This window comes from Leptospira harrisiae, from assembly GCF_002811945.1.
Classification (GTDB): Bacteria; Spirochaetota; Leptospiria; order Leptospirales; family Leptospiraceae; genus Leptospira_A; species Leptospira_A harrisiae.
On record NZ_NPDX01000006.1, the window covers coordinates 19,692 to 45,454 of the forward strand.

Here is a 25,763-nt window from a genome sequence, read left to right on the forward strand (position 1 = left end):
AGGCATGGCAAAGCAAATGTAAATTTATTAGATCGGGGAGAATTCGGAAAGGTCTTTCGGGAAAAAGGACGAAGGGATTTCTCCTAATCGAGAGAATCCACATCCATTCCGGTAGCAGGATAAGCAGATAAAGAATCCATACGGTATCCACCAGCACGGTTACGGCTCTTCGCCATTTGTTCTGCAAATTCCACTGTAAATCTTGTCCACGGGATGGCCTTAAGTCTTGCCAAAGGAATTTTTTTCTTTGTTCCTTCGCAGATCCCATAGGTTCCGTTTTCAATTTTTTCTAACGCAAGTTCAATCTCACGCAAAGTTTCAATTTCGTTTTCAGTCAAAACAGAAGTTAATGCTTCTGAATTGAGTTCGGATGCGATGTCTGCAATGTCCCCCATCTCCTTCAATCCGGAAGGAGAACTGGTGTCTTCCCATTGGTTGAGTTTGATGAGGAGGGACTCTTTTTTTTCTTGGAGGAGCTCACGCACCTCTTCAATGAACTTTTTGTCCACTCCCTTCTCTGATGAAGATTTTGCAGCTGGTTTCGGCATCTTATTCCTTAGACTTTGGATTCCTTGTGATCTGTATGAGATTTGCAAAATTTGCAATATTTTTTAGTCACGAGTTTTTCCGACTTTGTCTTCTTGTTTTTAGTCTGGAAGTAATTTGACCGCCCAGGTATCGCACATGGGACACAGGTTAGTTTTATGATTTCTCTCATAATTTATGCCATGACGTACCGACCCCATATATAGTCAATCGACAATAGAGGGTTTTTTCTGTTCCCTTCTGAAATAGGTAGCAAACAAACTCCCCAGAAGCGAATGGGTCAAACTCGATAAAGCACTAGGAATGGCGGTGTTCGGATCGAGAAAATGAGTCCTTGCGAGCACGGCCCCAAGCCCCGAATTCTGCATCCCTACTTCGATCGAAATGGTTTTGGCAGTTTTTGCATTCTTTGTCAGATACAAGCTAAAAATTCCACCCAGTCCAAACCCACCTAGATGCAAAAGAATCACTGCAAAAAAGATACGGAAGTCTGATTTTAGAATGGTCTCTTTCCCACTAGCAATGATCGAAGCCACAATCATCGCAATCAAGAGTACAGAAAGTACGGGGAAAAAATCCTGAACCTCTTTGGTAAGTTTTGGGAAAAGGGATTTTAAGAATAATCCTAAACCTACGGGAACTAAAATCACTTGGAAGGTTGTAAATACAAGTCCCAACCGATCAATCTCCAATCGACTCCCAATAAGAACCGCAACAAGAAAGGGAGTCATTAAAATTCCAAGGATTGTAGAAACAGAAGTTAAAGTAACACTTAAAGGCACATCCGCTTTGGACAAAAATGTGATCACATTGGATGCCGTTCCTCCGGGACAACATGAGACAAGGATTAGCCCTACAGCAAATGCTTGTGGTAGTTGGAACAAATATCCGAGAGAATATCCAAGGATTGGCATAATCGTATATTGTAATACTGTTCCAATTAGAATTGGTTTTGGTTGTTTTAAAATACGAATAAAATCTTCTGCTTCCAGAGTGAGTCCCATCCCAAGCATAATAGCACCTAAACTATAAGTGATCCAAGGGCCTTTGAACCAAATGATATTGTCGGGAGATACAAAACCAATCCCTGAAATTAGGAGAAGGACAAGAGGAAACGCAGTGACAATAAGTTTCGATAATTGAGTGAGCATAGTTAAACCAAGGAATCCATTTTCGCCTAATTTTGTTTTAAGAAGTCGTTTAGGGCTTCTTTCACACGGACCACATGTTCTTCTTCAATGGCAATATGAGGAGCCATCCGTAACCTTCCCAGACGAACTGCTGTTGTGATTTTCCTTTGTTTTAAAAATGCCTGGATGGCCTCCGGTTGGAACTTGGACGGATCCTTATGACCGGTAATGGCTATAATCCCTGATTTTATATGAGGAAATGCATCCGATTCTAAAGTAAAACCCAGATCGTGAAGTGCATCCTTAAACATCCCCGCTACTTCATAAATTCGTTCCCGAACCCTTGAAAACCCAAGTGTTGATAACATCTTTAGGGATGCATAAAAATAAATCCAATCATTGAAATTGATGGTACTTTGTTCAAATTGGTCGGCGGCTGGTTTCCATTCATCCCGATACGGAAAATAACTGGAATCATTTACCACACTCGCCTGACCTTTGAAAATCAGTTTAAACCCTTTGGATTCTTCTTTGGATAAATACACGACACCAAGTCCTAGCGGGCCAAGTAACCACTTCCAAGCAGCAAAAGCACAAAAAGCCACTTTTAGTTTACTAAAATCGAGTGGGATATGACCGACTGCTTGGCTTCCATCAATCACAAGTTTGGTGGAATGAGTTTCACAAAGTTTGGATACGGCTTCCATATCAAAAACCACTCCCGTACACCAATGAACAGGCGATAGGCTGAGGATATATACATCCCCTTTTTCTAATTCGGTTTTGAGGTTCAATAAAAATTCATCCGGAGTTTTTCCTACGGGGATAAAATCCAAACCCACTCCTTTTTCTTTCCAATGTTCCCAAGGATAGACATTGCTTGGGTATTCATTTTCCAAAACAAGGATTCGTTTTCCCTTTGGAATTTGGATGCTGTGGGAATATAAGTTCATCCCCTCACTTGTGTTATGTACAATTCCTATCTCTGATGGATCACAATTTAGAATTTCTGCTATGAATCCGCGGATGGAAGATTTGATTGTGGGTTCCGCGAAGTTTGGTGCGAAAATACCATACTTTGCATATTCCTGGAAGTAAAGATTCATCATTTGGATGGCATAGGTAGATACTGGTGTAGTTCCACAATAATTTAACCAAACGGAATCATTCTGTACGGGGAAATACTGGGAGATCCCTTTCCAATGATCAAAAGAAGGAAACGATGGAAGTTCTGAGTGTTGGGTGAGCATTCAAAAATAGAAATATCTGAAGCGACAGAAGAGAAAAGTAAAAAAAAATGGGACCGTGCTCTCTTCTCGGATTTACCTCTCTCGGTCGGCGTTCAGTCACAATATCGCCCTCTTTCGCAAACTCATTGGCCCAAAAACCAAGTTTACTGCCATTATCAAGTCGAATGCCTATGGACATGGACTCCTTGCCACAGCCTCCATTGCCCTCGATGCCGGTGCTGACTATTTGGGAGTCAACTCCTTAGAAGAAGCCCTCTCCATTCGTCGTGTATTTACAAAAGCCACCATTCTCATTATGGGTAGCATTCCCGATCTAAAAGATAGAAAGGAATCTTTGGCAGACGAAAATTTTTGGGTGATGGTATCTCGCATTGAAGAAATTGAAATTTTATCAAAACTTTCCCCCACTCCCAAAATTCATTTAAAAGTGGATACAGGAATGTCTAGACTTGGAATTCCCACAAGCGACGCAGAAGCACTTGCAAAGGAAATTTTTGAAAAAAAACTCCCACTTTCGGGAATCGCCACTCACTTTGCCAGCACAGAAGATTTTACAGAACATAGTTACTCTATGTTACAACTCAGTAAGTTCCAAGATACAATCGACACATTCGCTAAACACGGGTTTATCGATCTTATTTGCCACTGTGCTTCCTCAGCATCGGCCATGTTATTTTCAGAAGCAAGGATGGATTTGGTCCGTGTGGGAATTTCTCTATACGGACTATGGCCCAGTTTAGAAACAAAACTTTCCTTATCTTTAATGAAAAAAGATGTGGGGATGTTAAAACCAGCACTCAGCTGGAAAACACAAATCCAACACATCCAAAACCTAAGCCAAGGTACATTTATTGGTTATGGGTCCACTTATAAAACCACACACGATACGAAATTGGCAGTTGTTCCCGTCGGATACTATGAGGGACTTGATCGAAAACTTTCGAATCATGGATATATGCTCATTCGCGGCGAACGGGCAAAAATATTGGGTCGGATTTGTATGAATATGACTATGCTTGATATCACTCACATTCCTGATGCAAAACTAGGAGATGATGTAGTCATCCTTGGAAAATCAGGAAACGAAATGATTTCAGCCGACGATCATGCATCCTGGACGGGAACCATTAACTATGAAGTGGTCACAAGAATTTTGGGATCTTTCCCTCGTATCATTGAAGACTAGAGGATCTTATGTCAGAAAGACAAATTTATAATTGGAAAAATCATAGACTAACTTACGTTAAGCATAAATCACTCAATCCAAAGGCAAAGGAAACAATTGTTCTGATTGGCGGCTGGTGTTCTGCGGCAGGATATTGGGGCCTAAACATTCCTTTTTTTCGTCAGTTTGGAGATGTCATCGAACTCGACTTAGTCGGTCATTATCCGGCAGAAATTTTTGATCAGAAAAAAGGACTCACTCTCCAAGATTTTTTAGAAACACAAGCACAAGGAATTTGGGCTTCCGCAGGTGAAAAAGACATTACTTTAGTTGGTCATTCAACTGGTGGGATGGCTGTTCTTGCCATTGCTTCTTTATTTCCACAAAGGATCAAACAAGTGATTTCTATCGCACCTTTTGTGCATGGACCCGTTCCTGGAATTTTGAAAATTGGGGTGGTGGGACTTCGGGCCAACTTAGGAAGTTTTTTTGACTTTGGTTTTAAGTTGGGTAAATCTCTTCCCAAAGCCTTACAAATTGGATTTTCTTATGGGGTTTATGATTCTTCTGCTTTCCATGCAAGAGAAGATATCAAACAATTTCTTAAAGACTATAACCCACAATTTGAATGTTTGAATCCAAGACAGATTTTAATGATCTTAGAAATGTTAGATAGAACGGACATTCGACCCATAGTCTTTGGGAACCAAGTCCCCACCCTCATCATGCGAGGAGAAGAGGATCCAATCATTCCAGGAAAAGATGTAGTGGAACTCGAAAGAACCACTCCTCATGTAAAAGCGGTATTATTTTCTGAATGCGGACATTTTGTACACATGGAAAAAAAACAAGCAGCTGAAAAGGTGATGAAAGATTTTATTCTTATGAAAAAGGTATCTTCCACAAAGAAGTCTTTTTTTTAAAATAGACGGTGGTTTAAACTCGGAAGTTGGTTTCTGATATCGCTTAACTTCTGTAGGTCTATTTCCGCAATTGCAAATCCTTCCTCTGTATGAATCTCATCTAAAATTTCCCCCCAAGGAGAAATGATGAGAGAATGACCAAAGGTTTTACGATTCCCATGTGAGTCGTGTGTTCCCGTTTGTCCTGGTGCTAAAACATACATAAAATTTTCGATGGCCCGTGCACGAAGCAAAACATGCCAATGGGCCTCACCTGTCGGCACTGTAAATGCTGCTGGCAAAAAACAAAGTTCTACTCCTTTTTCAGACAGTGCTCGAAATAACTCTGGAAAACGAATGTCATAACAAATGGCTGAGGAAATTTTTCCGTATTCGGTTTGGATGACATCAGGAACTTTTCCCCCACTTTCAGTCGATTTTGATTCGCTATAATTAAACCCATCACCCACCACGGCGTTGAATAAATGTGCCTTATGATAACGAAATACTTCCTTACCTTTCGGATTTATGATGACAGCAGTATTATAAACTTTGCCTGTAGGTGCTTTTGTTGGGAATCCTCCTCCGAGGAGATAGATCCCTAGGTCTTTTGCAGTCTCTTGTAAAAAAGCATTTGTTTCTTCTTCGATTTGGCCCAGGAGATTTTTTTTCTCCAATTCGTTTCCCATAAAAGAAAAGTTTTCGGGTAGGCCAATGACTTTTGCTCCCGCACTTGCTGCCTCTTCCACAAGTTGCCTACACTTAGTTAGGTTATTTGAGATTCTTGCTGTACTTGTGACTTGCACTGCGGCGGCTTTAAATTTCATTATCATAAATGAGGACTTTTATGAACCACCATTCTGAAAAAATCAATCATATCTTGGAAGCTCTTCCCTATTTGATCAAATATTCTGGGAAAACCATCGTTATCAAGTATGGCGGGGCTGCCATGGTGGAAGAAGAATTAAAAGCATCTTTTGCTGAAGATATTGTACTCCTCAAATATTTAGGGATCAATCCAGTTGTTGTCCACGGTGGTGGACCGGAAATCAATGCCCTGATCAAGTCTCTCAACCTCAATACGCAGTTCGTTCGTGGACATAGGGTTACAGATGAAGCCACAATGGAAGTGGTGGAAATGGTTCTCACGGGAAAAGTGAACAAACAAATTGTTTCTCTCATCCAAGAAAAAGGAGGAAAACCCGTTGGTCTCTCTGGAAAAGATGGTGGGCTTGCCATCGCTGAAAAATACTTGATGGAAGTGGAAGCAGATGATGGAAAAGTTCAGAAAGTGGACTTAGGTCTTGTTGGCGAAGTGACCGAAGTAGATTCCAATATTTTACTCACCTTACAACGTGAAGGTTTCATCCCTATCATCTCACCTGTTGCTATGTCCAAAGAGGGACAAACCTTAAATATCAATGCTGATACGATGGCTGGAGCCATCGCTGAAGCACTTCATGCTGACAAACTCATTTTACTCACTGACACTCCGGGTATTCTGATTGATGGGCAATTGGTAACGGGTCTCAAAAAGGCAGACATTCACGAGCATATAAAAAGTGGACAGATCTCTGGTGGCATGATACCAAAAGTAGAATGTTGTTTGCGAGCCATTGACTCTGGAGTCAAAAGAGCGCACATCATTGACGGTAGAGTTGCCCATTCCGTCTTAATTGAAATTTTAACCAACCAAGGGATTGGAAGTTTAATCGAACAAGGATAGATTCGGATGCCTACTAAACTACTGACATTAGGTCTGATTTCAGACATCACAAGCCGTATTAATTCACAGGAAGATCTGAATACACTTCTCGGAGAGATTATGGGAATCACTCGTGATGTTCTTCAAACGGAAGGTTCTTCCTTACTCCTATATGATAAAGAAAACGATCAGTTGGTATTTAATACAACTAGTGGTTTAAAAGAAGAATCACTAGCCCACCTAACAGTTCCTAGAGGGAAAGGGATTGCGGGAATGGTACTCGAAACTCTTAAACCGGAAATTGTAAATGATGCTGCCAATGACCCTAGGATTTTTAAAGCTATCGACCAAAAGGTTGGTTACGTCACAAGGAATCTACTTTGTGTCCCTATGATTGCCCAAGGAGAAGTACAAGGTGTACTCGAAGCAGTAAACTCCCTCGACAATCGTGATTTCAATCATACAGATATTAAAATTTTAAAATACCTTTCTAATTTAGCTGCCATTGCGGTAAAAAATCGCCTTCTCATTGATAGTCTCAATTTAAGAGCTAATGAACTTAACGGATTGTTTCAAATCTCTCAAGCTCTTGCCAATATCCAAAGTTCAGATGAATTCATGGATTTGGCTGTCAAAACCATTTCGGAAGTTTTACAAGTAGATAGAGTTTCTCTTCACTTTGAAAAGATTGAGAAAAAAGGACTGCCTCGTACCAAATCCAAAGGGTTCTCCGATCAAATCCATGACGAAGATGTAGAAGTTTTGTTATTCGCTGACAAAGCAGATTGGATGTTCAAAGGATACAAGATCATTACTGCTAACTCACCCCAAGGAATTCAACTCACACATAAAGGATTATTCCAACATAGTATGATTCTTTTCCCCATTCTGAAAAACAAAGAATGGTTAGGTTCTCTTGTGGTTTCTGACAAAACATCGCGAACCAGATTTGATGAGATGGACATTCGGATTTTACGAACGCTCACAAACCAAGTTGGGGAGGCTTACACTGCTTTACAAGTGAAGATACAAAGTGAACGTTTGAAAAACATTGACCGCGATATGCAAGTCGCAGCGATGATCCAAAAACATTCCCTCCCAATCATTCCTAAACAATATTCCCTTTTAGAATTTGATACCTACTACCAAGCCTCACGTGAAATTGGTGGAGACTTCTATGATATGGTGGTCCATGGGAAAGATGAGGTTTCTGTGATCATTGCGGATGTGTCAGGGAAAGGGACACCTGCTGCCCTCTTTATGGAATTTTCCAAAACGGTTTTGCAACAAGAGGTTGCAAAAACCACTTCCACAAGTGAGGCTCTCTTTAACGCCAACCAAATCTTACAAGATAAATCTGGTTTTCTAATGTTTGTCACAGCAATGCTTGTGCGAATCAATATGACAAAAAAAGAATTAACTTATTCTTCTGCTGGCCATAATTTACAAATCATCTATCGCAAAAAACATCATAAAATCCAACACCTATCAGGAAAAGGTCAACCTATGGGGATTGGCAATTGTGAGTTCTCGGAACATACTGTGAGTTATTTGCCTGGTGATCTTTTGGTATTGTACACAGATGGTGTGACAGAAGCCATGAACACGAAAGAAGAACTTTTTTCAGAAGAAAGATTGGAATCCGTCATTTTATCTCATATCAACGATCCACCAGAAGTAATTCGGCAAGCCATTCTACAAAAAGTAAGTGAATTTGTGGGTGAAGCAGAGCCACACGATGACCTTTCCCTCTTTATTATTCGTCTAAACTAGTAGTAAAGGAGTTTTTATGAAACGCATTCTATATGCCATTGCAGTGTCACTCCGATTGGACAAACTGCACAAAGCCATGTTAGATGCTGTCATTGAAACACGTGTTAAAAACGCGCTACAAACATCTGACAAACTACGGAAAGAACAGGATCGTTTGCGAGAAAAAGAATTTCGTAAACAAATGGAAGACTTACAAAACAACCACAATAGCAGTTTTGAAAATTATAAATTAGAAACAGAAAATCTAATTCGTATTTTTAAAAACCAAATCCTTGTGGAAAAAAAAGAAGTTTTGAAAGAACGAGAAATCGTAAAAGAAATGCAACGCCAAGCGATGATTCGCGACAACAGATTCCAACATTACATTTTACGATTCAAAGAAATCCTTTTTGTAAATAAAAAGGTAGTGGAGTCCATCCAAAGTTTAGTCAAAGTCGAATCCAACATCGAAGATCTGTTATACGAAATTGACAATTACGATGAAAGTAAGTTCATCAAAAAACCGGAAATGATTTTGGATACGGAATTTCTAAAAGAACTTCATAAAAAAGAGGAAGAAATTCGGGATAATATTCTCAAGTTTCAAAAGAAAGTAGAAAATAGCTGATCTAAAGATCAGCTATTTCGCCTTCATCGAATTGGGTTGGCCCGTCGATGCAAGTAACGCCCGCCACAGTGTACTCCTTTCTGGACGTAGCACTTTTCTCTCGGCAATGGCAAGGGAAATCGGCATTACAGTAAACACATTGTTCCAAATCCCAACAACACAACCCGTCCTTCCTGCAAAGGCAGCATGGACCGCATTTTGTGCGAGAAACCCACAGAACACAGAGTCTTCCGCATTGGCAGGAACAGAACGTATGATATAACTGGGGTCGATGTATTTTAGATTGAGACCCACACCTTCTTTTTTAAAGTATTCGGTGATTTTATCTTTGATAAAAATTCCAATGTCCGCCAACTTCTTGTTACCCGACTGGTCTTTTTCTCCTTTGTCTTCAAAGAACTTTTGGCCAGCCCCTTCTGCCAAAATCACAACGGCATGGCCTCGTCTTTGGACTCGCTCTTTCAACACCGTTAAAAAAGCTCCCTCTCCTTCTAAATCAAAATCAAGTTCGGGAATGAGGACAAAATTTACATTTTTAGAAGCAAGAGCCGAGTTCACTGCGATAAAACCGGAATGGCGGCCCATCAGTTTCACAAGACCGACTCCACTAGGTGCTCCTTTCGCCTCTTCATGGGCACAGTTGACTGCCTCTACCGCCTTACTAAAAGCAGTCGAAAACCCAAAAGTTTTTTGGACATAGTTGATGTCATTATCGATAGTTTTGGGAATCCCGACTATGGCGATGTCTTCTTTTCGTTTCCGCACCTCTTCTTGGATGGCCTGGGCCCCACGAAGGGTTCCGTCCCCACCAATACAAAACAACATCTTCACTCCATAGAGAAACAATGTATCCACCATATCTCCAATATTTTGGTTCCCCCGAGAGGATCCGAGAATGGATCCACCGAAGTTCATGATATGAGCTACCTTATCTGGCGTGAGTTCCACGGGCCTATGTCCAAATTTTTTCACAAGGCCTTCATACCCAAATGGAAATCCCAAAATTCGGGGCACTTTGTACCGGTAATGGAGCTCCATCACTAAAGCACGAATCACATCGTTGATTCCAGGGCAAAGTCCCCCACAGGTGACGATCCCTGCTGTGACTTCCTCGGGGCGAAAATAGATTTTTTCTTTCGGGCCCGCCTGTTCAAAGAATACGGGACTTGTTTCAACGGTTTTTTTAGCATCGGCTGGACCGGAAAATATAGTTTGGAATAGAACGACGGAGTTGTCTTCCGTCCAGTAGTCATACCCTGCTGGGTTTGGAATGGTGCAAGGACCAAATTGTTCAACCTTGGTATCATTTTCATTCATTGATCCAACTTATAACAAAAAAAGAGAGAGAAGAAAGCAAATTTCATTGCCAAACTAAGGAAAAGCAGGCATAAATGCTTTTAGATGCTTAAAAAGATAGTATTCCTTACCACCCTCGTTACGATTACGAGCTACAATCTTTTCGCACAAGGCCTTCCTTTCTTTTCTAGTTATTCTTTTTCGGATCCAAGATCTGCTTTGTTCCAAGTAGGTGGTTCACGTAACGGTAATTTGGCGATCTTAATTCCATTTCGTTTCCCAAAAGAATTGGAACTTGGTTATGATGGCAAACTTCCAAAATCAGATGATCCCATGGCTGGGATTCAAATTTTTTCTTCCGTCATTCCTTTTTCCACGACAAACCCGTACCGCAACCCAGAGGGTAACTTTGATGTCAGACCAGAAAGGATGAACTCTGCCCTACTTTCTTACCAACCCAACGTAACTTATGTGTATTACAGAAATGGGTTTACTTTTGATTTAGGACTCAGTATGGGAATGTCGATGAACCAAGGGGCCTCCGGGTATGTGGATGTTGCCGAATCAAAAGTGCGAATCAAATACCGACTCAATCGAAACTTGTTTTCTTTTATCAAAAACTCTCGTTGGGAATTATTTTTACAACTCTCTGAACTTCATAGGTTCGATAACGACATCAATAATCGACTCAATACATCCATTCGAGCACAAGAACCTTCCAGAACCAACTTCGTTGGAAGACAAGTTTACATCACACCGGGGATCAGCATTTCCAATAGTAATTTAACGTTCGAAGGTATGGTACGTGTTCCTCTCAACGCAAGGGAAGCGGGTCGCACTTTAGACGAACTTTGGGCACCTGAAATCCAAGGAAACTTAGGTCTCAAATACTACATGCCTGTAGCACCGTCCACACATTCTAATTGATTAACCCTTCGTTAACTTCCATTCAAAGCTTGCTAAACTCACCACTACCATCATTTCCAAAACAAAATAGATTTCACATACAATCGTAGTTTGGTCTAAATTCATAAGGAGATAAAACATAGTGAAGGCGCAGTATAAAAAATTGGCGAGAGCAATCACTCGTAAATAAAATTTCCATTGAAAAGGATTTAAAACGCAACATAACAAAGAATATACGGCATAAACAAAAGGCAATATTGATAAAATATACAGTGTGTCAATTGGCATCCCTAAATAATCGATATACAAAGGAAGGACGAGAGAAAGTAAAACTCCCGAAAGGATGGCACCTAGACCATCGATTAAAAATATATACTTTGAATTGTTTTTTAAAAACTGAATTTGTGAATTCATAAATTGATTTATCTTTCCTTGGGGCACATCGAATTTGATGTTAGTTGCTTTTCACTTAAATATACCGCTTAAATAAGTCTCAAGACTCAATCTAATGGGCATCAAATAGGTATTTAAATCATTTTTTGAACAGTATTGAATGACTTCTTTTGCAAATTTTACATTCCAATCCATATTAGGTTTAAAATCCTTTGGGAAATAAGCTCGATTCCTTGATTCCCAATAACTTTGCGATTTTTCCGTGATTACAGGGCTGATCCCTATATAAACTTCCATTCCTTGTAGTTTTTCAGTAAAAATCTGAATCAGTCGTAAATCAAAAAAAGGTTGAGTTAGAAATCCATCGGCGCCCGCATCTATTTTCATTTCAATATAATCAAATTCGTCTTTAATCCCACTGCGATATTGATCAATAGCAGCGTAAACTTTTAGCGAACTCATTTCTTTTTTTAATTTTTTAATCAGTTTAATCGAAGTCGTTGTATAAACTTTTTGGGACATATCCGTAGGTGGATCGCCCTTTATGACTAAAACAGAGGGAATGTTATTTTTTTGAAGGAATTCAATGATATGATCACAATGATCTAAATGAAAGTCAATGGCACGCAAATGAGGAATTGCGTTTGGAAAAATGTTTTGAATCGATGCAGCGGCAAACCAACTTCTAGTTTCAAACCGTAGTAAATCGGGAATGTTTATTCCAGAGATTTGACTGAAAGTATTTTTTACATAATTCACTTCGTATAATAATGTTTCAGTATCTCTTGGAACAACTTCTAATAATATTTTACTCATTCATCATCCTATATTAAAATGATCTAGACTTACAACTCAGTCAATATGCGATATTCAATTATCACGTGTATCTCGAAGATTTATACTTGATAGTTATATAGACCCAGGCAAATTATAAGGTTGACAAAGAAAGAAATATTTTAGTGCCCAGTGTAACGTAAGTAAACTAAAAGATAGGAAATGAGTTAGTTTTGTTCTATCCTTTGCTTACAAACCGTTTCCAAGACAAATCCACATCCATCTTAGATATTTGTTCTTTTCTTCGAGAGATCCGAAATTCGTGATTCTTGAAAATGGACCTGGCTTCGTGATTAGAGTTTTGATTCTCATTTGATTGCTTTGCCTCTTCTTTCCAAACAATCATGGTTTCTTCAGTTGGACAACTGGCTTCCCCACAACTCACTTCTAAAATTTCAAGTTCCGTTTCTTTGGGGATATTGGTATAATCCTGTAACCAAGAAGCAAGTTTGGAATGGAAAGAAAATCCATCACCTAGCGTTCCTTTGGCGACAGACTTCCATCCATGGTTATGATTGTTTTGAATGAAACTCACAGAACCCTCCTTCCTCTCTCAAGTCTTAAACTGACTCTTTAAGACTTAGACTTACGAGAAGGATCATAGTTGAGAATTGGTGACAACCAACGTTCTACTTCCGAAATTTCCATTTCTTTATCTTTAGCGTAATTCACCACTTGGTCTTCGTTGATTTTTCCAATGGCAAAATAACGAGATTCCGGATGTGAGAAATAATACCCGCTCACACTACTTGCAGGCCACATCGCACAGGATTCGGTCAGTTGGATGCCTGCATTTTTTTCCACATCCAATAGTTTCCAAATTTTCCTTTTTTCTGTATGGTCAGGGCAAGCGGGATAACCAGGTGCCGGACGAATCCCACGATACTTTTCACGGATCATATCTTCTCTGGAAAGATTTTCAGTCCTTCCAAATCCCCATTCTTCCCGCATTCTATGGTGCATATACTCGGCAAACGCTTCCGCAAACCTGTCAGCAAGCGCTTTAACTAAGATGGCATTGTAATCATCTTGTTTGGATTCGTAAGACCTTGCTAGTTCTTCAATTCCATGACCGGCCGTTACGGCAAAATATCCAATATAATCGTTTTTCTTTTTATCTTCGGGAGCTACAAAGTCCGCCAAACTATAGTTTGGTTGGTTTGTCATTTTTACTGTCTGTTGGCGTAACATTGGATACTTCCCCAAAGACTTGGTTTTGGAATCATCTTCAAAAATTTCCACAACTTCCCCGTGAGATACGGCAGGGAACATCCCAACAACCGCTCTCGGTTTGAGATTTGGATTTTCCAACATCTCTTTTAAGATGATTTGGGCATCATTAAAAAGAGATGTGGCTTCTTTTCCTATCACTGGGTCTTTCAGGATTTGAGGGTATCTGCCTTTTAACTCCCAAGCCAAAAAGAAAGGAGACCAGTCAATATAAGAGAGTAAATCCTTCAAACTCACATCGTCAATTTTTTGTACTCCCGTAAAACTTGGCTTTGGTGGAGTATAGGAATCCCAATCAGCAGAGAATTTATTTTTAATTGCATCTTCAATTGGCAAAATATTTCTTTCGTTTTCTCTCGAATAAAATTCTTCACGAATTCTTGATTGTTCTTCTACAACCTGTTTTGCATAATCCACTGCTGTTTGTGGATTGAGAGCACTATTCATCACGTTCACCACACGAGACGCATCCATTACATGAAGAACTGGTTTGGAATACTGCTCGGCAATTTTCACCGCTGTATGAGCGGGAGAAGTTGTAGCCCCACCAATCAGAAGTGGGACTTGGAATCCTTGGCGTTCCATCTCTTTGGCCACATATACCATTTCATCCAGTGACGGAGTGATGAGGCCAGAAAGACCAATGGCCGCAACATTTTCTTTTTTAGCAGTTTCTAAAATCTTTTCACAAGGAACCATCACTCCGAGGTCTATCACCTCATAGTTGTTACATGCCAATACCACACCAACAATATTTTTTCCAATATCGTGGACATCTCCCTTTACAGTAGCAATGAGGAATTTGGCTTGTTTACTTTCGTCTTTTTGGTTCCGTTTTTCTTCTTCCATATAAGGGAGTAAGTATGCCACGGCCTTTTTCATCACCCTTGCACTTTTTACTACTTGGGGAAGGAACATCTTTCCTGCACCAAAAAGTTCCCCAACCACTTTCATTCCATTCATGAGTGGCCCTTCGATCACTTCGAGAGGTCTAGCAAAACTGGTGCGAGCTTCTTCTGTATCTTGGGTAACAAATTCATCGATTCCTTTGACAAGAGCGTGCGTTAGGCGTTCTTCAACAGATCCACTCCTCCACACATCATCCTTCTTTTGGACTTTGGCTTCCCCGTGGAAACTAGCAGCGGCCTCAATCATACGTTCCGTCGCATCCGGTCTGCGATTGAGAATGACATCTTCTACAAGTTCCAAAAGATCTTTTGGGATCTGTTCGTAAACTTCCAACATCCCTGCATTCACAATGGCCATGTCCATTCCCGCTTGGATGGCGTGGTATAAAAATACTGAGTGCATGGCTTCACGAACTGGATTGTTTCCGCGAAAGGAAAAAGAAATATTACTGAGACCACCGGATACTTTCGCACCAGGACAAACTTTTTTAATCTCACGAGTGGCTTCGATAAAATCCATCGCATAATTATTATGTTCTTCAATCCCTGTCGCAACGGTGAGGATGTTTGGATCAAAAATAATGTCGGTAGGATCAAAATCTAATTTTTCGACAAGTAAGTCGTAGGCACGTTTACAAATGCGAACCTTATCATCTTTGGTTGCCGCCTGCCCTTGTTCGTCGAAGGCCATAACGATTGCAGCAGCTCCAAATCTTTGGATGGTGCGCGCATGGTCTAAGAATACCTCTTCCCCTTCTTTCAAAGAGATAGAGTTCACAATGGGTTTTCCTTGGATGCATTTGAGACCCGCGAGTAATACCGACCATTTGGAAGAATCCACCATAAACGGGACCCGTGCAATGTCAGGTTCCCCTGCGATTAAGTTCAAAAACTTTGTCATAGAGGCTTCGCCGTCAAGGAGAGCTTCATCAAAGTTGATATCAATGACGTTGGCGCCAGCTTGGACTTGTTGTAAGGCAACTTGCACTGCTTCTTCAAAATTTCCATCTAAGATGAGTTTTTTGAATTTAGGAGAGCCTGTGACGTTGTTTCTCTCACCCACGTTGATGAACCCTTGGTCTTTGGTCAGTTTTAAAGGTTCAAGACCAGCAAAAGTACTGAGTTTGGGTTGTTCCTTTAGAGGACGAGGAGAGATGGAAGACACTGCTTCTTTGGCTGCACGAATGTGAGCTGGCGTGGTTCCGCAGCACCCACCAACAATATTGAGAAATCCAGCTTCGGCAAAATTTTTCATCCAACCGCCAAACTCTTCTGGTGTTTGGTCATACCCACCAAAGGCATTGGGAAGACCTGCATTCGGATAACAAGATACGTAACAATCAGCCACTCGAGAAAGTTCCTCGATATAAGGGCGCATCTCACCTGCACCGAGTGCACAGTTAATGCCCACGGCTAATGCTTTTGCATGTTTGATAGAAATATAAAATGCCTCCCCTGTTTGGCCAGAGAGAGTTCGGCCAGAGGCATCGGTAATGGTAACAGAAAGTACAACAGGGATTCGAATCTTTCGTTCTTCAAATACTTTCTCAATCGCAAAGATACATGCTTTTAGATTTAAAGTATCAATATTTGTTTCTGGTAAAAGTAAATCCACACCTCCATCTAGAAGTGCCGAAACTTGTTCATAAAAACAATCCACTAACTCATCAAAGGTGACTGCGCGAAATGCCGGATTGTTGACATCTGGAGAAAGAGATGCTGTTTTTACTGTTGGACCAATAGACCCTGCAATGAACACATCCGTTTTTCCAGTTTTTTCTTTGTATTTTGCCACAGCATTTTTTGCACAAGAAACCGCAGCTAAGTTTAGATCCCGAACCGCAGATTCCATTTTGTAGTCTGCCTGGGAAACAATGTTCGAACTAAAGGTATTGGTTTCAATGATATCGGCCCCTGCTTCCAAATATTCCAAGTGGACAGACTCTATGATATCAGGACGAGTGATGGCGAGAACATCGTTGTTCCCTTTGATAGAACAAGGCCAATCCTTAAAACGATCTCCACGAAAATCGTCCTCCTCCAAAGAATGTCTTTGGATCATGGTACCCATAGCACCATCTAAAACGAGGATTCTCTCGTTTATTAATTTCAAAAGGGATTTTGCGGAAGGATTGGTATATTCAAATTTCATATTATTATATCAGTATATAGAAAAAAGAGTATATGGCCAAAAGGCCACACACCCTAAAAATCAATTATTTACTCGGATCGGAACACTTTGCACCCTTGAGAGGTGGTTTAGTGGTAACAATTACCGGGAATTTGGTTGCTTCTTTTGCATTTACTTCAATCGAAGGTTTGTGTTTTTCCGGAACATCATAGTCAGGAAAAATCGCATCAATCGGACATTCATATTGACAAGCATTACAATCAATACAAGTATCTGGATCAATGTACAGAGTGTCCGGAGCTTCATGAAAAGCTTCTACGGGACAAACTGCTGCACAACTCGTGTATTTACAATCAACGCAAATTTCAGTTACAACATAAGCCATGAGAAACTCCATTGCCCCTTTTGGATTTAACCAAAAAGGGCGATTTTTTTAATATCGGTAGTGGTCTGGTTTGTACGGACCTTCGAGAGGAACGCTGATATAATCAGCCTGCTTTTGAGTGAGTTTTGTCAAACGAACACCCAACTGCTCCAAATGAAGTGCTGCCACTTTTTCATCTAAATGTTTTGGGAGGCGATAAACACCTAACTCGTATTTTGTTGTGTAAAGTTCAATTTGAGCCAAAACTTGGTTTGTGAAAGAACTAGACATTACAAAAGACGGGTGACCAGTAGCACAACCAAGGTTTACCAATCGACCTTCTGCAAGAACGATGATCGATCTTCCATTAGGGAAAGTATATTTATCAACCTGTGGTTTGATTTCTTTTTTGATCACACCTTTTTCAGAGTTCAAACGAGACATTTGGATTTCTGTATCAAAGTGACCAATGTTACAAAGAATTGCACCGTCTTTCATTGCTTTCATGTGTTCGAGTGAAATGATATCATCATTTCCAGTTGCAGTCACAATGATATCTGCGTTTTCAATCACATCTTCTACACGAAGAACTTGGTATCCTTCCATAACTGCTTGAAGAGCACAAATTGGATCAATTTCAGTGACAATCACTCGTGCACCAAAGTTACGAAGAGAAGCAGCAGAACCTTTTCCCACATCGCCGTATCCACAAACAAGTGCTACTTTTCCAGCGAGCATCACGTCAGTTGCACGTTTGATTCCGTCAGCAAGTGATTCACGGCAACCGTAAAGGTTATCAAATTTTGACTTCGTTACAGAGTCATTTACGTTGATTGCAGGGATTTTTAATGTTCCCGCTCTCAATTTTTTATGAAGTGCGATGACACCTGTAGTTGTTTCTTCAGAAACACCTTTGATGTCTGCTAGAAGTTGTGGGTATTTTTCATGAATGTAGTGAGTTAGATCATGACCGTCGTCAAGGATCATGTTTGGTCCTTTTCCACCGTCAAAAAATAGTGTTTGTTCAATACACCACCAATATTCTTCTTCTGTTTCACCTTTCCAAGCAAATACAGGAATTCCTGCTTTTGCAATGGCTGCCGCTGCATGGTCTTGTGTTGAAAAAATGTTACAAGAGGACCAACGAATGTCAGCACCTAATGCAGCCAAGGTTTCAATTAAAACCGCTGTTTGAATTGTCATGTGAAGTGATCCACAAATTCTAGCACCTTTCAGTGGCTTAGAAGTTCCAAATTCTTTACGTAGAGCCATTAGGCCCGGCATTTCTTTTTCTGCCAAAATGATCTCTTCTCTTCCCCATTCTGCAAGAGAGATATCCTTCACTTTAAATGGCAATCTTTCCGATTTTGTTTCAGTTGCTGTGGACATAGTGTCCTCCTTCTTCCTTTATTGCTTTGATAGTTAAAATTTTAAAACTTGATTCTGTTTGGATCTCATTCATTGACCCGACTCTAAAACCAGCATTAGACAACCAAGACTCAAAAAGTTCTGGTTCAAATCCAAGCCAAAGGTCAGCAAAATTATCCCGCATAAACTCTGCATTGTGTTTTGCTAAATCCACAATACACAAAACTCCACCTGGCCGAAGCACACGAGCCACTTCTTCCAGAACCGTAGGTGGATGAGAGATATGATGCATTACCATAGAGGCAACCACGGCATCACATGAATGAGTCACCAGTGGCAAATGTTCCATAGGAGTTTGGATGAGACTCACACTAGGATTTTTTCCATAATGTGAGGATGCATTTTCAATCATCTTAGAGGAGTTATCCACTCCAATCACATGTTTGGATTTGTTGAGAAGAAAAGGGATGAGCACACCAGGTCCACAACCCAAATCCAAAATATTTTCACAAACGGGAAGCTCTTGTAAAATCCAAGAACGATAAAGTTTGGGGTGTAATGTCTCTTCTTGTAATTTTTCCCAACTTTCGGCCACACCATCAAAAAAGGATTTTGATTTCCTTTCTCTTGCTTCCAAAATTTGGTGCACCATTTTTTGATCTCTTTCTCTAGAAGGGAGATCTTCTTTATATGATAACAAAAGTTTGGTGAGTTCTAAAGGAAATTTTAAACCAGACTCTTCTTCTTCTGGAAGGAAACTATATACAAGGCTTCCTTCTCGGCGGGACCCGATAAGCCCGGCTTCGGTTAAAATTTTCAAATGGCGAGAGATCCTCGATTGGCCCATTCCTAGAATTTCTACCACCTCATTCACAGAAAAAGCCCCAAAACTAAGGATATGAAGGATCCGAACCCGTGTTTCGTCGGAAATGGCTTTGGTCGCGGGGAGCAAATGGCCTGAGTGCCTAGATTGGAGGAGTGCTTCGGTTGCCATATCCAAGATATCTACATATCAAGAAATCTTGATATGTAGATCCCGGCAAGCGATTTTTTGACCCTTCGTTCAGCAGAAAGGCCGAGAAATCTGCTCCTACTAGGAGATTTTGAAGAAATTGATTTTCTTTTTCAAAGTTTCAGCCAAATTGGCGATCCCATTGGAGGTAGCCGTCATTTCTTCCAGTCCTGCTGCCGTGCCTTGGGTTAAGTCATTGATACTGAAAATGGCCTGAGCCACTTCCCCAATGGCATTTTTTTGTTCTTCCATAGAAAGACGAATGGCCTGGCTGATTTGATTTACCTTATCCACCTCTTCACCTACCTTTTGGTTGATGATGAGCTGCTCCCGAGTACTGCCCTCGATGGTATCTGTCATTTCGTTGAAAGAGCTCACTCCTTGGATGATTCTTTGGATGAGGGAAATTGTGGTTTCAATGTTCTCTCGACCATTTTCAATTTCCTTTTCATTGGCTTGGATGAGTTCCCCGATATCTTTAATGGAAATAGCAGTTTTTTCTGCCAACTTTCCAATTTCATCGGCGACAACAGCAAATCCCCTTCCATAAACCCCTGCCCTTGCAGCTTCAATTGCAGCATTTAACGCAAGTAAGTTGATTTGTTCAGATATATTATTGATTATCTCAATTACACTTCCAATTTCTTGAGAACTGTTACTAATTTTTGAGATTGAATTTCTCATCGAATCCAATGAAGCCTGTCCTGATTTTGCTTCTTCTGATATTAAGGTGACATCTTTGGATGCTTTGCCCACTTGCCTACCTGTTGCTTCAATCAAAGTAGACAGTTCAGCCATTTTTAATTTTAAAAAATCTACTTTGCGGAACTGATCCTCAGCTTGGGCATCTACATTTTGTACGGCAGCAGAAATTTCTTCGATGGATGCTGATATTTCCTCAGCAGAGGCAGCTTGTGTTTGCGCATTGGAAGATAACATATTAAGAGATGCTGACATTTGTTCGGCGGAAGATGCCAAATCCTCAGAAAAAATCTGATTAGATCCCACAACTTCAGAAATCTGCTTTAAAGTGGCATTAAGGCCACGGGCAAGTCTTGCAAACTCATCCGAAGATTCCATTTTTGCATTATGACGAAGGTCTCCTACTTCAATATCTTGCAAGATTTTCCCAATAGTTTTCATCGGTTTGAATCGAGCCGTAAAAAGAAGATAAATCGCAATAGCAATAAAAACAGCCCCAACAATACTAATGATTGTTAACCCACGAAGAGAAGAAAGACTCTCTACTTCAATTTCCTTTAAATCAATTGTAGAAAAAAATTGTAATCCATACTTTTCACTTACCTTTCTTCTTAATAAAAAGGTAGATCCTTCCCATGGATTGCGAAACGAATCAGATTCTCCGGCATTTTTTGCCAATTCCTCAAATTCTGTATTTTTAAAACTATGCATTAAATATTTTGGATTCGGATGATAAACCATTGTAGATCGTTTATCCAAAAGAAAGGAATAACCTGTGGTTCCAATTTTTACATTTTTTAGGAAGGACTCCATTGCTTTTCCCACAAGAAAAGGCATTCCAACCATTCCAATCACGGTTCCATTTGCACTTTTCACAGGGCTTGTCACCATGATCACAATATTTCCGTTAAACGGTGATTTGAGCGCCACACCAACGTGGGTTTTACCTTCTTTGGTAGCATTGATATTTTCAAGAATATCTGGATTGGAAGCCAAAGAATAACCGACACTTGCTCCATTGGGAAGTCCAGAAGCAACAATGGGTACACCTTCGGAGAAGGAAGCTATATAAGCATTTTCTAATAATAATTGTGAATCAGCCAAAACTTTTGAAAGGATAGGTTCCGCCAGTTTGTAATTTTTTGTTTCTAACGCCGTTCTGATTACAGGCAAAGAACTGATTTCTTTTAAATTGGTTTCGACGGACTCAAAATATACATTGATCCCTGCTTCATTACTTTGGTTAAAATTATACAACTGGTTTGAGAATGCTTTTTCCAATGATTTTGCATTTACACTAAATGCAAAAATCAAAAGAAAAATGGAAAGAACCATAACCATCATAGAAAACATGATAGGAACTGTACTACGAAGATTCCTGTAGTAAGGAGATATTCGTTCTTTTAGTTCTGCTTGAAAAATTTCATCTTCCAAAACCAAATGAGAAGCTTTCTCCAAAAGAATAAAAGAAAATACAACGTTGAGTAGTGCAGTTAAGATTAGTACACAGACAATATAAAACGAATCTGACTTACTTGTTTCAGGTAAGTATAAAAGTGGTCCAAGAACAATGGGAAGAGCCAATGCCCACTGCGCACTCCCCACGGATGCACCGATCACCGGCATCTTGGCGATCAGATTCCAAACTGCCACATAGGTTTTGGGATCTTTCTCTGTTTGGGACTCAAGTTCCACTAGCCCTTGTTTGATGGATTTTAATTTTTTAGGAAAAATGAAGGACGGAAGAAGCAAACTGACTAGAGCTGCCGCAATGGTCGCTCCAATGAATGTTTTGATCTGTGTGGGACTTAAATCGACGTAGAAAAGAATTAATGCGATTCCGATGGGGACCACAATTCCCAAGGAAAAAACTTGGGAAGCGAGAGTGAAAGCGCGTGCGTAGCGTTTGTATAACTTCATTGAAACTTAGACCTAATACGTAGGGTAAATTTCGCAATCCGTACGGCAAGGTTTTATGGATTTCCCCGAAGTTTTCCTAAAAAGAGAGTTTCACTCCTAGGTTGGCTGAATACAGATCCTTCCCGCCATACAATCCTTCCGCAATGACCTTAACTAAATAGAGATCCAATTCCAATCCCACAATTCCGTATCCAATTCCACGTTTGGAGTGAGATTCACCCCGAGCTCGAAAGCCTAAGGTAGCATTTGGGCTTTGGGCAAGAAGTTCCTTGTCTAGAGCCGCTTGGTATTCTCTGGGGAGTTCCAATGGAAGGGAATCGTTTAAAGTGATGAGAAAAGGGCCTCTACGGGAGAGAGAAGCCGAATTGTGTCCTGAGTTCCAACTATATCCCCCACCCACAATCACATTAGCTATCCAAAACAAACCTAGACCTGTGCGTAAATCAATGTTTGTCGTTTGTACTTTTGTATTAAAAACGAAGTTTGTATCCCCACCCCATTTTCCCTTCACACCTTGGAATTCAATTTGAGAGGCCTTTCCTTCTAAATAATTAAGGCTCATATTTTGTTCCATCACATGATGTCCCACTCCCACGTTGATTCCATTCCAAGTGATGAGGTTCATCAAAAAACCTTCTTTTTCGACCAATTGGTAACGAACCATTCCACCATACGAACGTACGGCGATGCGACCTTCATAGTTTTTATTATTTGAGGCAGCTTGGATCTGGTCTTCCGTCACTGCGACATTCATACCATGCAGAAAAATTCCGATCCGGCGGATGTACCCACCTTCAGAAGTTCCTAACAACCATCCAGGATTAAAATCCAAATGAAAGGAAGGAATGACTGCACCACCAACGTTTGGTAATTTGGGATATTTGATTAAATTATCTTGGACTTGGATGTCATCTTTTTTGTATCCAGCAGCAGAGGCACTGACACCAAATTGGATTCGGCGAACAGTTCCAGTACCAATATTACTTGTACCAACATTTGCAAGAAATCCAGCTTCTAAATTGGTTTTGAGGACTTCGTTTAAATAACCTGTTTCAAATTTTTTTAGGGAGCCATTCCCTGCTTCCGTCAGTGTTGAAGGTAAAAAACTGCAGGCCGAACCTTCGCATGTAAATTGTGCATACAGTTCCGATTGTGAGACTGTTGTGACAAATACTAATAGAAGTAGTAAGTTGCGTATTTTCATATAGACCCGTATTCTCTACTTATTTTCAACAATTGGAAAGAAAAATTCTCTCTTAAACGGACACTTCTTTTGCTTTTTTTGCCGTACTAATCCAAAAAACCCCAGTGAGTACGAATAATGTACCAATACTATGTAGCAAAGTAATGGGTTCATCAAGTAACCAATACGCAAGGAAAAGAGTCGACATAGGTCCAACTGACCCTACTATAGCAGCTGTTTTGCTACCAACACGTTTGATTCCTTCTGAAACAAATATAGCGGGTACCACAGTATTAACAGTTCCCATAACAAAAGCGAGTGCATAAAATGAGAATGGTTGGAATAGTTCTTTGTATGTGCCAAAAATTGCAAAATGAATGAATACGGCGAACGAAGAGATAAGAAGTGCCCAAGCTGTAAATTTCTTTGCACCTAACTTTGGAATGATGGTTCCACTTCCCATCAAATAAATTGCATATGTAAGAGCCGAAAGTAAAATAAAAAAAGCACCAAGACTTACATCTTTGGCAGAACCTAATTGAACATCTTGTCCATAGGCTAAAAAAACACCCGTGTAAGTTAGGATTAAAGAAAACACTTCTCTCAAATGGATTTTCTTTTTTAAAAACAAAAAGGAAAGGATTACAACAAGGGTTGGATAAATAAAAAGAATGATTCGTTCTAGGCCAGCACTGATGTATTTAAGTCCTAAAAAATCAAAGAGGCTTGCCAAGTAATAACCCACAACTCCCATCAGAAGAACATAAACTACATCTTTTTTGGTAAGGTCTGTTTTTCCTTCCACCCGTTCCGCTTTCCAGGCAATCCAAACAAGAAAAGGAAACGCAAATAACATTCGGAAAAAAAGTGACCCGATCGCGGAAATTTCATAGCGGTAGGTTAATTTAACAACAACGGCTTTTGCACTGAATAAAAGTGCTCCGATGAGAACAAGTACCACCCCCTTCCATTCTGGACTCACATTTTCTTTCACTAAAGTCCATCCTGAAAAACGCAGAAATTTCCGATAGTTTTATTGAATGAAACTAAGTATAGCTCTCGGAATCAGTCTGGTGTTTGGTCTTGTTCTTTTGGCAACACCGGAAGAAGAAATTTCCAAACCCTTCCTCCGAGTGTTTCCAAGTTTCCGACCGGAAGAATGTGAAGACTGGGCCATTCGCCCTTTCATTTGCAAACAATGTTTACGGGAAGGGAAACGATATGCACAAGAAATTCGATTTTTTGAAGATGGTCCTTACAGATCACATGGGTGTTATGCAGAACCTGGTGGGTTTGAAAGTTTAGAGGACGGAAAAACCGGGAACGATGGCTCCCGGTAGGACTTGTAAAATTATTTTTTTACACAACCCATAATGCCAGCAAAACCTGGTGCATTTTTCAAACAGTTAGGATCAAATTTTCCTTCCATACACTGGTCGATCATTTTTTGTTTACCTTGTTGCAATCCTGCGAGAACTGGTGCTGCAGCTGGATTCTTTTTAGCTTCTTCTTCAATTTGAGCGAATGTGCTAGCGAGAGCAGACTCACACTCTTCTTGGGTATACACTTTGGATTTACAATTAGCCAAGAAAAGCCCGAGAGCGAGCGCCAGGATGAGGGATTTTTTCATGAAAAACTCCGATACATAGATTTCATGATAGCTTCTTTTTTAGAAAGGGATTTGAAAACAAAAAAATGATCCACCATATTGCCATCGGTACACCGAATCCTTCCAATTTAGCAGAGTTTTACCTCCAAATTCCTGGAGCAAAGAAAGTGCGGGAATTTCTTTATGAATCAGGAGAATTACGTTCGGTTTGGATTGATTTTGGTTCCGTCATTTTGATGTTAGAGGATGGAGAAAAAAAGTCTCCTCGTGCTCTCGTTTTTAAATGGGAGGAAAACAAAAGATCTGAATGGATTCAATTTTTAGACCAAGTCAAAATTCAAAACCAAACGGATTACACAATTTACTTTTTAGATTCTGAATCAAACCAATTAGGCGTAAGTGACTATCCAGAAAAACTTTCTCTTCTTTAGAAATATGTTGAGAAAAGAAACCAAAACTTAAATTAACATTCGAACTATCCAACATGACTATTAATATTTCCAACGGTTCACAGATTCTATCGGAACAATCGGGAACATGTCAAATAACTTGATTCGCATGACAGGGATTAGCTCTAGGTTGTCAGAAATTTTATTAAAATTTAACCTTTAAGGGGGTAAGGAACAGGTGAATCCAATTTAGAATCAAAGGAATCTTTCCAAGCGACTGCATTTTGCCCGAAGGAGACCACCCGTTCGGAACTTGGAAAGACTGTGTCTGGTCGGTTTTGCAACAAAGCACAGGCGTTATTGCCCAGCCACCTCGCGAGTCAAAAATCTTTTGTTGTAACAACTACTTTCCAAAAAGACCACCTCCTTTGCTTATACCT

Annotated in this window: 25 protein-coding genes; 8 read left to right on the forward strand and 17 right to left on the reverse strand. The window is 40.2% G+C overall.

What is annotated here, in order from left to right; genetic code table 11:
* Window positions 1-83: 83 nt before the first annotated feature.
* Genes CH364_RS16240 through CH364_RS16255 form a run of 4 tightly spaced genes read right to left on the reverse strand, consistent with a single transcriptional unit; the run spans window position 84 to window position 2,926 of the window.
* The gene (locus tag CH364_RS16240) at window positions 84-548 is read right to left on the reverse strand and encodes a TraR/DksA family transcriptional regulator (RefSeq protein ID WP_100744971.1); all 465 of its coding nucleotides are present in this window, start codon (window positions 546-548) and stop codon (window positions 84-86) included.
* Window positions 549-556: 8 nt separating this feature from the next.
* Window positions 557-718, reverse strand: a complete 162-nt coding sequence (gene rpmG / locus CH364_RS16245; protein WP_081431684.1) for a 50S ribosomal protein L33 — start codon at window positions 716-718, stop codon at window positions 557-559.
* A 34-nt stretch (window positions 719-752) separates the two neighbouring features.
* Window positions 753-1,697: a bile acid:sodium symporter family protein gene (locus tag CH364_RS16250; protein ID WP_100744970.1), complete on the reverse strand. Its 945-nt coding sequence runs from the start codon at window positions 1,695-1,697 to the stop codon at window positions 753-755.
* 26 nt (window positions 1,698-1,723) lie between these two features.
* Window positions 1,724-2,926, reverse strand: a complete 1,203-nt coding sequence (locus tag CH364_RS16255) for an aminotransferase class V-fold PLP-dependent enzyme (protein ID WP_100744969.1) — start codon at window positions 2,924-2,926, stop codon at window positions 1,724-1,726.
* 55 nt (window positions 2,927-2,981) lie between these two features.
* Here CH364_RS16255 and alr point away from each other — a divergent pair, with 55 nt between their 5' ends.
* Complete coding sequence (alr, locus tag CH364_RS16260) at window positions 2,982-4,112, forward strand: alanine racemase (protein ID WP_100744968.1); 1,131 nt, start codon at window positions 2,982-2,984, stop codon at window positions 4,110-4,112.
* An 8-nt stretch (window positions 4,113-4,120) separates the two neighbouring features.
* Window positions 4,121-5,014: an alpha/beta fold hydrolase gene (locus CH364_RS16265; RefSeq protein ID WP_100744967.1), complete on the forward strand. Its 894-nt coding sequence runs from the start codon at window positions 4,121-4,123 to the stop codon at window positions 5,012-5,014.
* On the opposite strand, the gene CH364_RS16270 is transcribed toward CH364_RS16265, so the two are convergent.
* Window positions 5,011-5,820 carry a carbon-nitrogen hydrolase family protein gene (locus CH364_RS16270; RefSeq protein ID WP_100744966.1) on the reverse strand — a complete coding sequence of 270 codons (810 nt, stop codon included), beginning with the start codon at window positions 5,818-5,820 and terminating at the stop codon, window positions 5,011-5,013. The genes CH364_RS16265 and CH364_RS16270 overlap by 4 nt on opposite strands.
* A gap of 20 nt (window positions 5,821-5,840) precedes the next feature.
* Here CH364_RS16270 and argB point away from each other — a divergent pair, with 20 nt between their 5' ends.
* Genes argB through CH364_RS16285 form a run of 3 tightly spaced genes read left to right on the forward strand, consistent with a single transcriptional unit; the run spans window position 5,841 to window position 9,078 of the window.
* Window positions 5,841-6,719, forward strand: coding sequence for an acetylglutamate kinase (argB, locus tag CH364_RS16275; RefSeq protein ID WP_100744965.1), 879 nt, complete (start codon window positions 5,841-5,843; stop codon window positions 6,717-6,719).
* A 6-nt stretch (window positions 6,720-6,725) separates the two neighbouring features.
* The gene (locus tag CH364_RS16280) at window positions 6,726-8,471 is read left to right on the forward strand and encodes a SpoIIE family protein phosphatase (RefSeq protein WP_100744964.1); all 1,746 of its coding nucleotides are present in this window, start codon (window positions 6,726-6,728) and stop codon (window positions 8,469-8,471) included.
* Window positions 8,472-8,487: 16 nt separating this feature from the next.
* Window positions 8,488-9,078 (forward strand): hypothetical protein, encoded by a 591-nt coding sequence (locus CH364_RS16285; RefSeq protein WP_100744963.1) that lies wholly within the window; start codon window positions 8,488-8,490, stop codon window positions 9,076-9,078.
* 12 nt (window positions 9,079-9,090) lie between these two features.
* On the opposite strand, the gene CH364_RS16290 is transcribed toward CH364_RS16285, so the two are convergent.
* Entirely contained in the window at window positions 9,091-10,395 is a 1,305-nt protein-coding gene (locus CH364_RS16290; protein WP_100744962.1) for an ATP-dependent 6-phosphofructokinase, read from the reverse strand.
* 84 nt (window positions 10,396-10,479) lie between these two features.
* Between CH364_RS16290 and CH364_RS16295 the strand changes: the two genes are divergently transcribed.
* Window positions 10,480-11,301 (forward strand): hypothetical protein, encoded by an 822-nt coding sequence (locus CH364_RS16295; protein WP_100744961.1) that lies wholly within the window; start codon window positions 10,480-10,482, stop codon window positions 11,299-11,301.
* On the opposite strand, the gene CH364_RS16300 is transcribed toward CH364_RS16295, so the two are convergent.
* The 10 genes from CH364_RS16300 to CH364_RS16345 all read right to left on the reverse strand — a co-directional run bounded on the left by CH364_RS16300 (window position 11,302) and on the right by CH364_RS16345 (window position 24,319).
* Complete coding sequence (locus CH364_RS16300) at window positions 11,302-11,694, reverse strand: hypothetical protein (protein ID WP_100744960.1); 393 nt, start codon at window positions 11,692-11,694, stop codon at window positions 11,302-11,304.
* Window positions 11,695-11,745: 51 nt separating this feature from the next.
* Window positions 11,746-12,489, reverse strand: coding sequence for a methylenetetrahydrofolate reductase (locus CH364_RS16305; RefSeq protein WP_100744959.1), 744 nt, complete (start codon window positions 12,487-12,489; stop codon window positions 11,746-11,748).
* A 196-nt stretch (window positions 12,490-12,685) separates the two neighbouring features.
* Window positions 12,686-13,042, reverse strand: coding sequence for a hypothetical protein (locus CH364_RS16310; protein WP_100744958.1), 357 nt, complete (start codon window positions 13,040-13,042; stop codon window positions 12,686-12,688).
* 38 nt (window positions 13,043-13,080) lie between these two features.
* Window positions 13,081-16,797 carry a methionine synthase gene (gene metH, locus CH364_RS16315; RefSeq protein WP_100744957.1) on the reverse strand — a complete coding sequence of 1,239 codons (3,717 nt, stop codon included), beginning with the start codon at window positions 16,795-16,797 and terminating at the stop codon, window positions 13,081-13,083.
* 64 nt (window positions 16,798-16,861) lie between these two features.
* On the reverse strand, window positions 16,862-17,161 hold the full coding sequence (locus CH364_RS16320) for a ferredoxin family protein (RefSeq protein ID WP_100745059.1): 300 nt from the start codon (window positions 17,159-17,161) through the stop codon (window positions 16,862-16,864).
* Window positions 17,162-17,209: 48 nt separating this feature from the next.
* Window positions 17,210-18,529: an adenosylhomocysteinase gene (ahcY, locus tag CH364_RS16325; RefSeq protein ID WP_100744956.1), complete on the reverse strand. Its 1,320-nt coding sequence runs from the start codon at window positions 18,527-18,529 to the stop codon at window positions 17,210-17,212.
* On the reverse strand, window positions 18,513-19,502 hold the full coding sequence (locus tag CH364_RS16330) for an ArsR/SmtB family transcription factor (protein ID WP_100744955.1): 990 nt from the start codon (window positions 19,500-19,502) through the stop codon (window positions 18,513-18,515). The genes ahcY and CH364_RS16330 overlap by 17 nt, the downstream gene beginning before the upstream one ends.
* 99 nt (window positions 19,503-19,601) lie before the next feature.
* The gene (locus CH364_RS16335) at window positions 19,602-22,142 is read right to left on the reverse strand and encodes a methyl-accepting chemotaxis protein (protein ID WP_100744954.1); all 2,541 of its coding nucleotides are present in this window, start codon (window positions 22,140-22,142) and stop codon (window positions 19,602-19,604) included.
* 76 nt (window positions 22,143-22,218) lie between these two features.
* Complete coding sequence (locus tag CH364_RS16340; RefSeq protein WP_100744953.1) at window positions 22,219-23,346, reverse strand: Lsa36 family surface (lipo)protein; 1,128 nt, start codon at window positions 23,344-23,346, stop codon at window positions 22,219-22,221.
* A gap of 52 nt (window positions 23,347-23,398) precedes the next feature.
* On the reverse strand, window positions 23,399-24,319 hold the full coding sequence (locus CH364_RS16345) for a DMT family transporter (RefSeq protein ID WP_100744952.1): 921 nt from the start codon (window positions 24,317-24,319) through the stop codon (window positions 23,399-23,401).
* A 46-nt stretch (window positions 24,320-24,365) separates the two neighbouring features.
* Here CH364_RS16345 and CH364_RS16350 point away from each other — a divergent pair, with 46 nt between their 5' ends.
* Entirely contained in the window at window positions 24,366-24,665 is a 300-nt protein-coding gene (locus CH364_RS16350; RefSeq protein WP_100744951.1) for a hypothetical protein, read from the forward strand.
* 11 nt (window positions 24,666-24,676) lie between these two features.
* Here CH364_RS16350 and CH364_RS16355 read toward each other — a convergent pair whose 3' ends face one another.
* On the reverse strand, window positions 24,677-24,955 hold the full coding sequence (locus CH364_RS16355) for a TIGR04454 family lipoprotein (RefSeq protein WP_100744950.1): 279 nt from the start codon (window positions 24,953-24,955) through the stop codon (window positions 24,677-24,679).
* A 65-nt stretch (window positions 24,956-25,020) separates the two neighbouring features.
* On the opposite strand from CH364_RS16355, the gene CH364_RS16360 reads away from it, so the two are divergent.
* Complete coding sequence (locus CH364_RS16360) at window positions 25,021-25,365, forward strand: VOC family protein (protein WP_100744949.1); 345 nt, start codon at window positions 25,021-25,023, stop codon at window positions 25,363-25,365.
* The last annotated feature ends 398 nt before the right edge of the window (window positions 25,366-25,763 follow it).